The following is a 15,252-nucleotide window of genomic DNA, read 5'->3' as shown; positions in this document are numbered from 1 at the left end:
TACAAAAAAGCCCCAAAGCAAAGTTGCTTTGAGGCCGTCTTTAAAATCTGTAATTTATTTATTGAAAATAAGCATTTACCTGAGTTTTTGCAGTAAGCTTTTTAACATCATCAGTTGCACTGTTAACACCTTGCAGCCAAATTGTATAAACCGCTCCGGCAACCAAATCTTTGTCGGTAATGGTAGCTAACACCGTTGCTGTTCCTGCCTGGCGTACCTGCATAGTATATTTACCGGCATTAATGCTGGTAAAGCCCGATGCCGTTTTATATGCCTTGTTAACTGCTATGTTAGTACCTGTGCTGGTAACCAAATCAACGTTTGGTGTATTAGCGCTAACATGCACAAACCTAACCAGCGCCGAGCCTGCTGTAGGACGATTAATAGTGTCTTTAAGTAATAAATACTCAGGATTGGCAACAAGGTTGGTTAAATACAAGGTATAGGCCCTGTTGGCAACCAAAGTCATGGTATCTGACTTAATTTTATTGCTTGTGCCCGATATATTAAAGCTTGCGGTACGTTTACCAGTAACTGCATTTCGGTAATCCAATCCACTGCCATATACAATACCTGTCGAATTATTAACACGGTTTTGATCAAGGTAAAAATCTAAAGGTTGTGAATCGGGCGAAGCGTTTACAACTGAAATAAGAGCTGATGGCTGTGTTACTACATCATCGTTATTGTCTTTTAAGCATGAGCTGAATGCTGTGGCCAGTACAAACAATACCCCTGCAATCTTCATCTTTCCACTAACCATTTGTGTAATGTTTTTCATCGTTTTAAATTTAAAAATGAACTATACTAAACCTTACGTAAGATTTAGTATAAACGCTACCAATGGTTAAAATATTTTTTTCTTTTAAATTTAAAGTGTCAGATTTATAAGGATTTATATTTAAACTTTCAATATTAGATCTTTCATTTAAGAGGCCTTTGTTAGTCAATAATAAGCTTGATAAGATGAATCTTTAATCTTCTTCGTCAACAATGTAAGCAACCCTGCCAATTTGCCCGTCTTCAAGCCTTACTTTAATACCGCGCGAATGGTAGGCGGCACTGGTGAGTAAATTCTTTACCACTCCACGTGTAAGCTCGCCGCTACGCTGATCTTTTTTCAATATAATATCAACCAGTAACCCGGGGTATATGTCTTTTCGGTTTTGTCCGTTCATCTAAAATTATTTTGTGAAGTATTGCAAGGTTAATGCATAACGTGAACTGTTTAATCAGCATCTATTTCCTGCGCGTACATTTCCTCAATAGCTTCGGCGTATTTTTTTTCAATTACCTTACGTTTAGCTTTCATGGTTACGGTAATTTCACCATCCTCCATACTGAATGGATTGCGTTTAACCTTAAAGTTTTTTATGCGTTCAAACTTAGCAAGGCCATTGCTTAGCTTGCGTATGTCTTGCTTAAGCCAGTCAATAATCTCTTTGTTATCTACAAATATTTCAGGGTTTTTAAACCAATCTTCGCTCAAATTAAAAGTTTCCTGTAGCAATTCTTTAGGGGGTATAATAATGGCGGTTACATATTCCCTACGATCGCCAACTAAAAATATCTGCTCAATTTTAAGGCTTTTCAGGTAAGCGTTTTCAACAGGTGTTGGATATATGTTTTTGCCATAAGCGTTTACCAGCATATTTTTAAGCCGGTCGGTGATTTGCAGATAGCCTTTATAGAAGCGGCCAATATCTCCGCTATGAAACCAGCCGTCTTTATCAATTGCAAGGCTTGTTTCTTCGGCTTTATTCCAGTATCCTTTCATCACCGCCACACCTCTGATAATTATCTCGCCCTCGGGAGAGGTAAAGTTTGCATCACACGAGTTGTGTGTTTGTACAGTATGTATTTTCTTGGTTTCAATATCCTGTATGCCAACTTCTGAGCCTGGCAGTATACGCCCGGCGGTGCCATAAACCTGGCGCTGAAATTCAGTAACACATACCGGGCCGGTAGTTTCCGTGAGGCCGTATCCCTCTAACACGGGTAAGCCAATGTTGCCAAAAAATTCACCCACATTTTTAGGCAATGCACCACCGCCCGAAATAAGGAATTTTAAACGACCGCCGGTTTTCTCCTTAATTTTTCTGAATACCAGCTTTTCGGCCAGTTTATGTTGATTGCGAAGAATGATGCCTGGTTTTTTACCGCTTTCACGCACTTCACGATGTTTTTGACCGATGGCAAATGCCCAATTAAATATTTTAGTTTTCATGCCGCCGGCATCGGCGCCATTCTTCATGGCCTTATCATGTATACGTTCAAGCAGGCGAGGTACGCAGTTCATAATGGTTGGTTTTACCTCGGCCATATTGCGGGCCAATAAATCCAAACTCTCGGCAAATGCAATGCGCGCTCCGGCACCCATACATATATAATAGGTAGCCGCACGTTCAAAAACGTGCGATAACGGCAAAAACGAGAGGAAGCAATCATCTTTATTAACGTTTGATATTTGCTCTAAACCTGCCCAAACCGTTTGTACAAAGTTGCTATGCATCAGCATCACACCTTTAGGCGTCCCAGTTGTACCCGATGTATATATCAAGCATGATAAATCAGAAGGGAGTATGGCTTCACGGCAACTGTTTATGGTACCACGGTATTGTTCTACAAGGGTTAATCCTTCGTTTACTACATCCTGCAAGCTTATTACTCCGGCATTTAAAACAATGTTACCGGTGTGTTTTTCATAATCTTCAAAAGCAGGTATAATACGCTCAAGTGATGCGCAGTTGTTAGCTACCTTAAGCACTTTACGCAGCAAAAAGGGATTGCCCACCAGCAATGTTTTTAAGCCGGAATCATTTATGATGTATTCTGTTTCGGCTTCGGTAAGGGTAGGATATATTGAGGTGTTAATAGCACCAAGTTGCTGCAAAGCCTGATCGTAATAAATATAGTCGGGCCCGTTTTCTATAACCAAGCCTATACGGTCACCTTTGCATACGCCAACATGTAATAACCAGGCTGTTATTGCGTCAATCTTTTCAATGGCCTCACGGTATGATATGTTTACCCATTGCTTATTTACTTTATCTGTTAAAAACGGATGGGTATCGGGATGAATATGTTCAACAATGTGGCGAAGAAGCTGAGGTACGGTTTGTGGCTTTTGAACCTGATTCATTAAGTTTTATTGGTATAGTGGTTAAACAAACTTAAGTATTTAGTAATAAATACAAAAAAGCAGCTTAGTGTTTTAGTGACAAGTGTGTTTAACAAGTAACAAAAAAGGCGCTTGAAAGCGCCTTTTTAATATTTGAAAGAAATAAAATGAAACTATACCGAGAAGCTTTCGCCGCAACCGCAGGTGCGGCTGGCATTAGGGTTTATAAAATTAAAACCTTTACCATTTAACCCGTCTGAAAAGTCAAGTTCGGTACCGGCCAGGTATAAAAATGATTTCATATCCAGCGCAATGCGTAATCCTTTATCTTCAAAAAACTGGTCGCCTTTTTTCTCCTCGTTATCAAAATCCATGTTATAAGATAAGCCCGAGCAACCGCCACCCTGAACCGACACGCGTAAAAAATACGACGAATCGAGATTAGCATCCTGCATCAGGTGATCAATCTTATCTTTTGCTTTATCTGTTACGGTAACCATAATTATAGAGTCAAGATGTTAGAGCCAGGAGCCAAGTCACTTTTCTAAAGCCAACACAACATATTCTTGGCTCTTGTTTCTTGGTTCTTGCCTCTGTAATATTAATGGTGCGATTTTTCAAGCTCAATAGGAGCCAGGCCGTTTTTGACGCGGTAATCGTTAATGGCAGCTTTAATCGCATCCTCTGCTAAAACCGAACAGTGAATTTTCACTGGTGGTAAAGCAAGCTCTTCAACAATATCCATATTGTCGATAGCCATTGCATCATCAATTGATTTACCTTTTAACCACTCGGTGGCTAAAGATGATGAAGCGATAGCCGAACCACAACCAAATGTTTTGAATTTAGCATCAGTGATAACGTTGTTATCATCAACCTCAATTTGCAGGCGCATTACGTCACCACACTCAGGGGCACCAACTAAGCCGGTACCAACTTTGTGGCTGCTTTTATCTAAAGTACCCACGTTACGTGGGTTGGTGTAATGGTCAATTACTTTATCTGAATAAGCCATAGCTTTATTTTTTATTATCTGTTATCAGTAGCCGGTTTAAATTTCCCTTACGCCGGTTTTTATTTTACATCTAAACTTGTGCCAACCTCAAAATCCGAAATCTAACATCCGAATCCTGAAATTAACTATTAATGTTCTGCCCACTCAATTGAGTTAAGGTCGATACCCTCTTTGAACATTTCCCATAGCGGAGAAAGGTCGCGCAGGTGAGTAACAGCCTTTTTAGTTACCTCAATAGCGTAGTCAACTTCTTCTTCGGTAGTAAAACGGCCTAAGCCAAAACGAATAGAAGAGTGTGCCAGATCGTCAGACAGTCCTAAGCTTTTAAGCACATAAGATGGCTCCAAAGATGCCGAAGTACAAGCTGAACCTGATGATACCGCCAAATCTTTCATAGCCATCATCAAACCTTCGCCCTCAACATATTTGAAAGAGATATTAGCAACGTGTGGTAAGCGGTGTTCAACGTTTCCGTTAACGTAGCTTTCTTCTAAAACGGTTAAAGCCGATTGCAATTTATCGCGCAATGCTGATAAACGGATAGCTTCGCTTTCCATTTCGTTGTAAGCAATTTCACATGCCTTGCCTAAACCAACAATGCCCGGAACGTTAAGTGTACCTGAACGCATACCGCGCTCATGGCCGCCACCGTCCATTTGGGCAGTAACTTTAACACGTGGTCCTTTACGGCGAACGTATAATGCACCAACACCTTTAGGGCCGTACATTTTATGAGCCGATAAAGCCAAAAGGTCAATGCCATCACGGTTTACATCAACCGGAATTTTACCTACAGCCTGAGTAGCATCAGTCATGAACAAAGCACCGTGCTTGTGAGCAATGTCGGCAATTTGCCTAACCGGCTGAATAACGCCAATCTCGTTGTTACCATACATAATTGATACCAGTATGGTTTCAGGAGTCATGGCAGCTTCTAGTTCAGCTAAGTCAACCAAACCGTCTTCTTTAACGGGAAGATAAGTAACCTTGCCACCAAGTTTTTCAACGTGCTTGCAGGCATCTAAAACAGCCTTATGCTCAGTAACCGCAGTTATAATGTGGTTACCTTTATCTTTATACATTTCAAACACACCTTTAATAGCCAGGTTGTCTGACTCGGTTGCGCCTGATGTAAAAATGATCTCTTTTTCGCTGGCTCCAATTAATTTGGCCACCTGCTCGCGCGCATAATCCACACCCTCTTCAGCAACCCAGCCAAAATGGTGATTACGGCTGGCCGCGTTACCAAATTTCTGAGTAAAGTAAGGTATCATAGCCTCCACTACTCTTGGGTCAGTAGGTGTGGTTGCGTTGTTATCTAAATATATGGGAAGATTCATATTCCGTTGAAATTATCTTTACAAAGATATACAAACTTTTATTTTAATAATACACTAAGCGGGTAGAGTACGTCATGTTTTTGCAATAAGATACTCACATAATTATATATAAGCCATTATAGTTTCAATAACGACCGATGCATCAATTTTATATATTTGCATTCACTGGAAATTATATTCGTTAACGTTAAACCCATATTAAATTGTATTTACAACTAGTTTGCGTTTAGCGTTAAAGTTGCAAGTAATGATGAGTATAAGGGTGAAAGAGAAGCAGTTTGCTTATATGCAAAATGTTGAAAATAAATTAAGTTCTCTATTTACACCAATATAATATTTTGCTATATTTGCACCTCTTTTGAAAGGAAAGTAAAACAAGATGAAAAAAGACCTGCATCCATCAAACTATAGATTAGTGGTTTTCAAAGATATGTCTAACGAATATTCTTTTATCACTAAATCATGTATTGATACCCGTGAGACCATTAAATGGGAAGACGGTAACGAATATCCGTTAGTGAAATTAGAGATTTCGCACACTTCACACCCGTTCTATACCGGTAAAATGAAACTGGTTGATACCGCGGGCCGTATCGATAAATTCCGCAGCCGTTACGCTAAAAAGTAATCAGCAGCACGATAAAATATTCAAAAGTCTCCTAATACATTGGGAGACTTTTTTATTTTTGGCCCATGCCTATTATATTGTTTGACGATAATGCCCATCTAACGCTAAGGCCATTAACCTTCACCCGGCCGGTAGCCGATTTGCGCATAGGCATACTCACCATAGCTCAAAAATGGGCTAAGCATTTGCATACTACTTTTTCATACCATACGCAACCCTACTTGCATGGTAAATACCCCATTGAAATAGCCGGCGATAATTTATTCATCAATGGTTCGGTTTGTCCGGATGAGTATTTGCTCGAGGCAATAGAAAAATTGCAGACAGGGGAGGCCTTATATTATCGGGAAACGCTTATAGCCGTACGCTTAAATGAGGCCGATGCGCTGAGGTTCAATATCAATCAAAAGTTTGACCGGCAGCATCAGCATGAGCGAGCCTTGATAGCTGTACGTCACCCCGAAGATATTTTTCAAAAGAATGACATTGAACTTCGGCGAGACTTTGCACTGCTAACCAAAGGCAGGAGCAGTGCTACACTTAGTTCAACCAACACCATCATTGGAGAAGATTTTTTTGCCGAGGATGGCGTCAATGCCGAGTGTTCGACCTTTAATACACACCGCGGACCTATTTATTTAGGTGCCAACAGCGAGGTATGGGAAGGTGTGAACATACGTGGTGCATTTGCCCTATGCCATGATTCGCAAATTAAAATGGGTGCGAAAATTTACGGTGCCACCACCGTTGGGCCTAAATGCCGCGTTGGAGGCGAAATAAATAACTCCGTGTTATGGGGCTACTCATCAAAAGGACATGATGGCTTTTTAGGCAACTCGGTAGTGGGGCAGTGGTGCAATTTTGGTGCCGACTCCAATAACTCTAACCTCAAAAACAACTATGGCGAGGTAAAGCTGTGGGACTATAATACTGGACATTATCGTAAAACCGGACTTCAGTTTTGCGGATTAATTATGGCTGATCATGCCAAATGTGGCATAAACACCATGTTCAATACCGGTACAGTAGTTGGTGTGAGCGCCAATGTTTTTGGAGGTGGATACCCGGATAATTTTGTCCCCGATTTTTCATGGGGTGGTTCACTGGGATTTGAGGTTTATCAACCAGATAAGATGTTTGAAACCATAGAACGTGTTTATGCCCGCCGCGATAAAAAGCTTGATGATACCGACAAGCAATTACTACAAGATGTTTTTAATTTAACCCAACCATACAGAAGATTTTAATACTATGAGAAAAAAAATAGTTGCAGGTAACTGGAAAATGAACATGGATTACAACGAAGGCTTAGCCCTTTTCTCTGAAATTGTAAACATGGTAAAAGATGAAGTAACCGGCCAGCAGCAAGCGGTAGTTTGCTCTCCGTTTATTCACTTACATAGCCTGGCACAGTTAGCCAAAGGGTATGATAAAGTTGCTATTGGCGCACAAAACGCACATCAAAACGAGTCGGGAGCTTTTACGGGCGAAACATCGGCTAAAATGATCAAATCAACAGGTGCGGCTTATGTTATTTTAGGGCACTCAGAGCGTCGTCAATATTTTGGCGAAAACAACGAGTTGTTAGCTAAGAAAACCGATACAGTATTAGCAAACGGCCTGAAGCCAATTTTTTGTATTGGCGAAACTTTAGAAGAGCGCGAGGCTGAAAAGCATTTTGATGTTATTAAAACTCAACTGGCGGAAGGCCTTTACCATTTAAGTGCAGAGCAGTTTGGACAGGTAGTAATTGCCTATGAACCTGTTTGGGCTATTGGTACCGGTAAAACTGCAACTTCAGACCAGGCGCAAGAAATTCACGCGTTTATTCGTGCCGAAATTACTGCCAAATATGGCCAGCAAGTGGCAGATGACACCACCATTTTATACGGTGGCAGCGCAAACCCTAAAAACGCTCCTGAACTTTTTGCCCAGCCAGATATTGACGGCGGCCTTATAGGCGGCGCTTCATTAAAATCGCGCGACTTTTTAGACATTGTTAAAGTGTTTAATTAATAACCAGTATTGAGTAGTTAGTATCAAGTATCCAGATTTTTGCGTCACTTGTAATGCAGAACTCTTGATACTAACTACTTGATATCAGATACTCATTATATGAACTACTACGAGCTGATATTTACCATCCTTGAGGCAGAAAGCCATCATCAGGATTTATTGATTGATGAGCTTGCATCATTAGGCTTTGATACCTTCGAAGAAACTGACCTGGGGTTTAAAGCCTATATACCGTCTGATGATTTTGACAAGGCCGAGGTTGATGAGCGCCTGGGATATTACAGCGATATGGTTAGTTTTTCATACGAGGTAAACCTTATACCGCAGCGCAACTGGAATGAGGTTTGGGAAAGCAATTTTAAGCCCATTGAGCTTGGCGATAAAATACGCGTGAGGGCAACATTTCATGAAGCTAAGCCTGAGTTTCCGTATGAAATAGTTATCGATCCTAAAATGGCGTTCGGCACAGGCCACCATGATACTACCTGCCTCATGATGGAAACCATGTTGGATAACCGGGTTGAAGGCAAAAAGGTGCTTGATATGGGTTGTGGTACCGGTATATTAGCTATACTGGCGGGCATGCTGGGCTCAGGCAGTTTAACGGCAATTGATTATGATATGCTTTGTTACAAAAGCACTATCGAAAATGCTGCCCTTAACAATATAAAAGGCGTACATGTGCTTTGCGGCTCCAAAGAAGAAATACCTGATGAGGAGTTTGACCTCATACTGGCAAACATTAACCGTAACATTTTGATAGATCAAATGGATCGTTACGCTGAGGTCTTAAAAGCGGGTGGACACGTTTACTTCAGTGGATTTTACGAAACTCCCGATCTGGCAATTATCAAAGAAGAAGCTGCTAAGGTTGGTTTAAGCTACGAAAGCCATAAAGTAAGTGCTAATCATTGGGTTGCAGCAAAGTTTGTAAAGGCTTAGCTTTAAATAAGCATTCTTATTATCTTAAAACACCACAAAACTTAAAACAAAGGCTGGCAGATGTAAAATTTGCCAGCCTTTGTTTTTACTTATGTAAGGAGATTTTGTGCAATAGCGTGATCAAGCTTAATAGCCCAGGGTGAATCTAGCTTTTACAAATTCATTTTTCTCTACTTCGTTAACTAATGCCACGGCTAAGTCTTCGGCCGAAATTTCGCTTTTACCTTCGGCGTTAAACACGGGTTGCTCGGTACCTAAACGGAACACGCCGGTACGGGTGCCTGGGTGCAAGTTAATTGCAGGGCTTAAAAAAGTCCAGTCTAATTCATTTTCGGTACGTAGTTCAGCCAAATAGTCGCGGGCTGCAGTTGCTCCGGCTTTGTATTCAGCCGGAAACTGTGGCGTATCAACCAATTGTACGCCAGACTCAATTTCAAGGCTTCCGGCACCACCTACAAAAAGATATCTCTTAATTCCAGCCTTTTTAGTAGCTTGTTGTATTGATCTTGATCCTTTCAGAAAATCATCATAAAGGTTTGGATTGCTCCAGCCGGCATTAAATGTACTAATCACAGCATCGTATCCCACTAATAAGTTAGCAAGTATGTCAGTGTCAAATATATCTGCCGATTGCTTAATGAGTTTTTCATTCTCTACTTCAAGCTTTTCAGGTTGGCGGGCTATGGCTATAACTTCGTGTCCGCGGTTAAGGGCTTCAGTCACTACTTTAGGGCCTACAAAGCCCGTTGCTCCAATGATTGCGATTTTCATGATATTGTAATTAAAAATGTTACAGTTTGTGTTGAAAAAATTTACTGATCAAATTGTTTATAAAAGTCTGCAAGTGTTTGCTTTGCTAATTTGTTATTAATAGTGAGTGTAATATCTGCATCTAATTTGTTTAAATGTCCGCCAATTTTCTGTCCAATAGGACATTTAGGATTTGGTTGATTACGCGCTTTGCCCAAAATTGGGTTTTGCATGGCTACATTATAAATATCGGCCATAGTTATTTGATGGGCATCTTTATTAAGGTAGTAACCACCAGCTTTACCCTCCTTGCTGGAAACCAGCCCAGCGCCACGCAAGTTACTTAGCTCCTTACGTATCAGCACAGCGTTTGCATTTACACTGCCTGCAATATAATCTGATGACAGCAGCTCATTTTTTGCGGCATGTAATAGTGTTAATATGTGTACGGCTATCTGAAAGCGTCCGTTCATAACTGTAATTTTTATTATTACAGTACAAATGTATAAAAATTATTTTCGGCATACATAAAACCAAAAAACTGTGACAATAGTGTTACAAAGGGCTTTTTGTTGAAACATTACTATGAATTTAAGTTAAACTTATTAACGATATTATAAAATGTTTGCGGCCTACGCTGTTTTTACGTTAATTTGCAGTGCTTTGCTTAATAGCCAAACATTTACATGAAGGTACATTTTATAGCCATAGGTGGCAGCGCAATGCACAACCTGGCTATTGCATTACATAAAAAAGGTTTTAAGGTTACCGGGTCGGACGATGTTTTGTTCGAGCCATCAATTTCGCGCCTTGCGAAATATGGTTTGCTGCCCGAAAAAAATGGCTGGTACCCTGAAAAAATTACAGCTGATTTAGATGCTGTAATTTTAGGTATGCATGCCCGTGCAGATAATCCCGAATTGATTGAAGCACAGCAAAAAGGAATCAGGATTTTTTCGTACCCCGAATATGTTTACGAGCAATCGGTTAACAAGTTAAGGGTGGTAATTGGTGGTAGCCACGGTAAAACCACTATCACATCTATGATACTGCACGCATTGCAGGCAGCAGGTAAAAACTTTGATTATCTGGTAGGGGCTCAGCTTGAGGGCTTTGATACCATGGTTCAATTAAGCGATGCACCGCTAATTGTAATTGAGGGTGATGAATACCTATCATCGCCCATTGACCGCAGGCCTAAATTTCATTTATATAAAGCAAATATTGGTGTTATAAGTGGCATTGCCTGGGATCATATCAACGTTTTCCCAACGTTTGAAGATTACACCCGGCAGTTTGATGTTTTTATAAATACCATTGAAAATGGTGGCGTTGTGTTTTATGCTAGTAATGATGAAGTGCTTAACGATGTAGTGAGCGCTAATCAATCAACAGTAACAAAAACAGCGTATAAGCTGCCTGAATTTGAGGTTCAAAACGGTATAACTTCGGTAGTGTATAATGGGCAAACTTATCCGTTACTGGTTTTCGGAGAACACAATTTGCTCAATATGGAAGCGGCCCGCTCCGTTTGTGAAGTTTTAGGAATTGATGCCGCTGATTTTTACAGCAGCATGGTTACTTTCAAAGGCGCCGCACGAAGATTGGAATTGCTTGGAAAAAACGAAGTAACCAACATCTACAAAGATTTCGCTCACTCCCCATCAAAATTAAAGGCAACTATAAGAGCTGTAAAGCAACAGTTTCCCTTCAGAAAACTGGTAGCATGTATGGAACTTCATACATTTAGCAGTCTTAATAAAGACTTTTTGAAAGAATATGCCGGTTGCATGGACGAGGCCGACGAGGCTATAGTATTTATAGACGCTCAAACCTTTGTACAAAAGAAAATGGAGCCTTATGATGCAAAGGTAGTGAAAGATGCTTTTGATAACACTGACCTGCTGTTTTTTGACCAGCCGCAGGAATTACAGCGTTATTTAGAGCAGACAGAACTTGCCGAAAAAAATCTTTTACTCATGAGTTCGGGTAACTTTGGCGGACTAAATTTAAACCAATTATCATCAGATATTTTAATTAAATAATTGATTTTTAATATCTAAAATTTTATTTTAACTTTATTAACTATTGCGAAATCCCTCATCCCTAAATTTAAAAAATGAAAACACTGGGCAAAAAAATTAGACTGTTGAGACATCAAAAAGGTTGGAGTCAGGAAGATGTAGCCAAAAGGCTCGATATTTCGATACCTGCATTTTCAAAAATTGAAACGGGTATAACAGACATCAACTTATCAAGATTAGAGCAAATAGCTAATTTGTTTGAAATGTCTGTAGTACAGCTACTTACATTCAATGATGCCGAATATGAGCAAAAGTACTTGAACGAACTTGAAAATGTAAACAAGAAATTGATGGACAGGGAGACGGAGGTAATTGATTTACAGAAAAAGGTTATTGAATTGTTTGAGGAGCTCAGACAAAGCAAGGCAACAGCCTAAAAAACTCAAATTTATACGTAACAGCCGGTAAAATATGTCAAGATTTTTTCCGGCTGTTTTTTTATGCCTTTTTTTAACTGCCAGCGTAAGCGGACAGCGGGTTGTGATTAATCAGGTAGGAAGAAAAACTTCGGCTGATGATACAGCCATGTTAAGTAATTTAATACGTTACGAAGCATTTGTTTATAACGGGCTGTTTGATCAGGTTATTCCGGATTCATTGCCTGTTGTTATTAACTTGTACGGTTCGCGTAACGACTTTTTAAAAGAGCGCGACAGGCAGCAGGCAAAATTCACAAAAACCGGTTTTTATTCGCCGGTTACACGTGAGTGCTATATATACAAAGGCGAAGATTATCAAAACGTAATTGTACATGAAGCCAGCCACTTTTTTATGCATTATTATAACTTTTACGGCGTACCCAGGTGGATTAACGAGGGAATGTCGACTTTTTTTGAAGGCTTATATCTTGACGATAGAAAACGGGTATACATTGATCCGCAGCGCTCACGTTTAATTGAAGCACGAAACTTGCTTAACGAAGGCAAACTGAGCATTCCCCGGTACTTAAGTGAGGCAAATGACGAAAGCTGGCTTCAAAAAGAGAAGGCATCCGTGCAATACAGTATAGCTTACGCTATAGTATATTACATCATAAAAACTAACCCGCAATACATTAAATATCTTTTAAACCAGCTTAATAACGGTAAAAACTCAGCAGATGCGCTTTCCCTTTGTTACGGTAGCGTAGAGTTGTTTGAAAACAGGTTTAGGCTTTGTTACCGTAATTTTAAGTGATATTAATTTGAAGTCGTTCCAGCGGAGTTCAAGTTTAAAATATACAACGCATGGTGGCGTGTTTTTTACCAAATACACCGCCCATTGCCTCATGCAGTGCCAGCATTTTGTCGTTAAAATCTCCAACCCATGATAGCTCCATCTCGTCGTATTGTTTCAGTGGTAACACATATTCTTTCAGCTTAACAAACATGGCCGATTCCAGTCCGTGTTTTTGATACTTGGTTTTGGTACCCATTACAATGGCCCGCATGCGGTTAACACCTTTCCATTTATTGTACAAAAAGCGTACTTTATTTAATAACGTAAGCTTACCATTAAAGCCTTTAATCATTTGGTTGGCATCGGGTAGCACTACCACAAAAGCTGCGGGTTCATCGTCTACGTAAGCAAACCAAATAAGATTTTCATCCATGATCATCTTCATCTTACGGAAGGTTTCCAAAATAGTGTCTCGTTTAATAGGAACAAAGTTTTCGAAGTCTTTCCAGGCATCGTTGTAAACTTCCATAAAATGACTGGCAAAGCTTTCAATCTCTGATGATCTTAAGTGTTCAAATCTGTATCCGGGCTTTTGGGCAACCCAGTTGGCTATTTTGGTAAAACGCTCCGGGAAAGGTTTATGTGCATCAATGTGATTAGTTATTTGCTCGTACTGCGTTTTAAAACCGTAAGCATCAAAAAAATTTTTGTAATAAGGAGGGTTATAGTTCATGCCGTATGATTGCGGTACAAAGCCTTCAATAAGCAAACCCCAAAACATATCGTTTTCACCAAAGTTAATAGGGCCGTCCATAGCCTGCATGCCATGTTGCTGTAACCATGCCTTAGCGGTGTCAAATAGTAAAAAGGCAGCCTTTTCATCATCAATACACTCAAAAAAGCCCATGCCACCGGTAGGCTGCTCATAATTGTATGCCTTCTTTTCATTAATGAATGCTGCAACCCGGCCAATTAAATTGTTATTACTATCGGTTAATACCCATCTAATGGCCTCACCAAACCCAAAAAACGGATTCTTTTGAGCAGCGAAAACAGCCTCAATGTCATCGTCCAGTGGGCAAATGAAATTGGTGTCGTTTTCATAAATTTTACGGGCGGTATCTAAAAACGCCTGGCGGGTGCGTTTATCGGTAACTTGGGTAACGGTCATTTAACAAAGATAGGGCTTAAAACAAAAGCATCCGGCTCTTTTTTTGAGCCGGATGCTGACAATATTTTGATTGCTTGTTATTGATTAAAAATCGTCGTCTTCGTCATCATAACTGCCTGCACCATCATAGTCCAGGTCGTTTAATGATTCATCATCAAAGTCGTCATCAAAATCTTCGTCGTCATCAAATTTCTTTTGCTCAGCCGGCTCGTTGGCCGCTTTTTTGGCAAAGTCGTTTTTAGGGGAAACGCGTTTGCCTGCAGTTAGTGTTGGCGTTTGCATAGTGAATGTTGTTATGTTAATTTTTTGTTCCTAAACGATATTTGAAGATAGCGTTTTGCAATAGTTTATGATTCAAAAATAATTAAAATTCAAATTCGGCAAAAAGGCAACAAAAATTTATTCCTGCTCATTTCCAATGCTATTTGTAGCATTAGTTGTTTCGGTGAGCAAAGGCAGGTCGCTAATGCTGTTAATTCCCATATAATCGGCAAACAAGTTACTGGTTCCATATAGCAACGGTTTGCCAACGGTATCGGCTTTTCCGGTAATGCTGATCAGTTCTTTCTCCAGCAGCTTTTGTATAGAGTAGTCGCAGTTAACACCTCGTATTTGTTCAACCTCTAATTTGGTTACGGGTTGTTTGTATGCAATAATAGCCAGCGTTTCGAGCGCTGCCTGGCTCAGCTTCTTTTTTGAACGTTGTAACTGGAGCTGGCTTATTACTTGGTGGTAACTCTTTTTGGTTAAAAACTGATAGCCACTATTAATTTTCACTAACTCAATGGCAAGCAGTTCATCATCATACTTTCTTTTAATAGCCTCAATTGCTTTGGCTATTACGGCTTCATCAACCTCGGTATTTAAAGCGGCCTGAAGACAAAAAATTATTTCCTCAACACGTATTCCTTGCTCGGAGGCAAATATCAGTGCCTCAACGTTTTGTTCAATTAACATCGCATCAAATATAGGTAAAACACTGTGGTTGTGAGAAATATTTGAATTGTTAGAAAACTGTAAAACTTTG

General features: G+C 40.0%; 18 protein-coding genes. 7 read left to right on the top strand and 11 right to left on the bottom strand.

Annotated features, from left to right (window positions below; genetic code table 11):
* Window positions 1–58: 58 nt before the first annotated feature.
* The 6 genes from GO816_RS00175 to GO816_RS00150 all read right to left on the bottom strand — a co-directional run bounded on the left by GO816_RS00175 (window position 59) and on the right by GO816_RS00150 (window position 5,476).
* Window positions 59–781, bottom strand: a complete 723-nt coding sequence (locus tag GO816_RS00175; protein WP_157539337.1) for a DUF4397 domain-containing protein — start codon at window positions 779–781, stop codon at window positions 59–61.
* A gap of 193 nt (window positions 782–974) precedes the next feature.
* Window positions 975–1,178, bottom strand: coding sequence for a YwbE family protein (locus GO816_RS00170; RefSeq protein WP_157539336.1), 204 nt, complete (start codon window positions 1,176–1,178; stop codon window positions 975–977).
* Window positions 1,179–1,228: 50 nt separating this feature from the next.
* Window positions 1,229–3,142 (bottom strand): AMP-dependent synthetase/ligase, encoded by a 1,914-nt coding sequence (locus tag GO816_RS00165; protein WP_157539335.1) that lies wholly within the window; start codon window positions 3,140–3,142, stop codon window positions 1,229–1,231.
* A gap of 152 nt (window positions 3,143–3,294) precedes the next feature.
* Entirely contained in the window at window positions 3,295–3,621 is a 327-nt protein-coding gene (locus GO816_RS00160) for a HesB/IscA family protein (protein ID WP_157539334.1), read from the bottom strand.
* 101 nt (window positions 3,622–3,722) lie between these two features.
* Window positions 3,723–4,136, bottom strand: coding sequence for a Fe-S cluster assembly scaffold IscU (gene iscU / locus GO816_RS00155; protein ID WP_157539333.1), 414 nt, complete (start codon window positions 4,134–4,136; stop codon window positions 3,723–3,725).
* 128 nt (window positions 4,137–4,264) lie between these two features.
* Entirely contained in the window at window positions 4,265–5,476 is a 1,212-nt protein-coding gene (locus tag GO816_RS00150; protein WP_157539332.1) for an IscS subfamily cysteine desulfurase, read from the bottom strand.
* Between the two features lie 379 nt (window positions 5,477–5,855).
* On the opposite strand from GO816_RS00150, the gene GO816_RS00145 reads away from it, so the two are divergent.
* From GO816_RS00145 to prmA, 4 genes are all read left to right on the top strand, one after another.
* Window positions 5,856–6,104, top strand: a complete 249-nt coding sequence (locus GO816_RS00145) for a type B 50S ribosomal protein L31 (RefSeq protein ID WP_157539331.1) — start codon at window positions 5,856–5,858, stop codon at window positions 6,102–6,104.
* Between the two features lie 65 nt (window positions 6,105–6,169).
* Entirely contained in the window at window positions 6,170–7,351 is a 1,182-nt protein-coding gene (locus GO816_RS00140; RefSeq protein ID WP_157539330.1) for a putative sugar nucleotidyl transferase, read from the top strand.
* Window positions 7,352–7,355: 4 nt separating this feature from the next.
* A complete protein-coding gene (gene tpiA, locus GO816_RS00135) occupies window positions 7,356–8,120 on the top strand; it encodes a triose-phosphate isomerase (RefSeq protein WP_157539329.1) in 765 nt (254 codons plus the stop codon).
* 99 nt (window positions 8,121–8,219) lie between these two features.
* Window positions 8,220–9,062 carry a 50S ribosomal protein L11 methyltransferase gene (prmA, locus tag GO816_RS00130; RefSeq protein ID WP_157539328.1) on the top strand — a complete coding sequence of 281 codons (843 nt, stop codon included), beginning with the start codon at window positions 8,220–8,222 and terminating at the stop codon, window positions 9,060–9,062.
* A 126-nt stretch (window positions 9,063–9,188) separates the two neighbouring features.
* On the opposite strand, the gene GO816_RS00125 is transcribed toward prmA, so the two are convergent.
* Window positions 9,189–9,833, bottom strand: a complete 645-nt coding sequence (locus GO816_RS00125; RefSeq protein WP_157539327.1) for an NAD(P)-dependent oxidoreductase — start codon at window positions 9,831–9,833, stop codon at window positions 9,189–9,191.
* A 41-nt stretch (window positions 9,834–9,874) separates the two neighbouring features.
* Window positions 9,875–10,285, bottom strand: coding sequence for an RrF2 family transcriptional regulator (locus GO816_RS00120; RefSeq protein WP_157539326.1), 411 nt, complete (start codon window positions 10,283–10,285; stop codon window positions 9,875–9,877).
* A 213-nt stretch (window positions 10,286–10,498) separates the two neighbouring features.
* On the opposite strand from GO816_RS00120, the gene GO816_RS00115 reads away from it, so the two are divergent.
* From GO816_RS00115 to GO816_RS00105, 3 genes are all read left to right on the top strand, one after another.
* The gene (locus tag GO816_RS00115; RefSeq protein WP_157539325.1) at window positions 10,499–11,857 is read left to right on the top strand and encodes a UDP-N-acetylmuramate--L-alanine ligase; all 1,359 of its coding nucleotides are present in this window, start codon (window positions 10,499–10,501) and stop codon (window positions 11,855–11,857) included.
* A gap of 74 nt (window positions 11,858–11,931) precedes the next feature.
* The gene (locus GO816_RS00110; protein ID WP_157539324.1) at window positions 11,932–12,273 is read left to right on the top strand and encodes a helix-turn-helix domain-containing protein; all 342 of its coding nucleotides are present in this window, start codon (window positions 11,932–11,934) and stop codon (window positions 12,271–12,273) included.
* Between the two features lie 34 nt (window positions 12,274–12,307).
* Window positions 12,308–13,072: a peptidase MA family metallohydrolase gene (locus GO816_RS00105; RefSeq protein WP_157539323.1), complete on the top strand. Its 765-nt coding sequence runs from the start codon at window positions 12,308–12,310 to the stop codon at window positions 13,070–13,072.
* Window positions 13,073–13,106: 34 nt separating this feature from the next.
* Here the strand turns inward: GO816_RS00105 and GO816_RS00100 are convergent, their stop codons facing one another.
* The 3 genes from GO816_RS00100 to scpB form a co-directional block, all read right to left on the bottom strand.
* On the bottom strand, window positions 13,107–14,225 hold the full coding sequence (locus GO816_RS00100) for a GNAT family N-acetyltransferase (protein WP_157539322.1): 1,119 nt from the start codon (window positions 14,223–14,225) through the stop codon (window positions 13,107–13,109).
* A gap of 84 nt (window positions 14,226–14,309) precedes the next feature.
* Window positions 14,310–14,507: a hypothetical protein gene (locus tag GO816_RS00095; protein WP_157539321.1), complete on the bottom strand. Its 198-nt coding sequence runs from the start codon at window positions 14,505–14,507 to the stop codon at window positions 14,310–14,312.
* Window positions 14,508–14,624: 117 nt separating this feature from the next.
* Window positions 14,625–15,182, bottom strand: coding sequence for an SMC-Scp complex subunit ScpB (scpB, locus tag GO816_RS00090; RefSeq protein ID WP_157539320.1), 558 nt, complete (start codon window positions 15,180–15,182; stop codon window positions 14,625–14,627).
* Window positions 15,183–15,252 lie beyond the last annotated feature (70 nt).

The sequence above is a fragment of the Mucilaginibacter aquatilis genome (assembly GCF_009755275.1).
Lineage (GTDB): Bacteria > Bacteroidota > Bacteroidia > Sphingobacteriales > Sphingobacteriaceae > Mucilaginibacter > Mucilaginibacter aquatilis.
The sequence above is the reverse complement of the archived record's forward strand: the minus strand, read 5'-3'. Positions and strand labels throughout refer to the sequence as shown.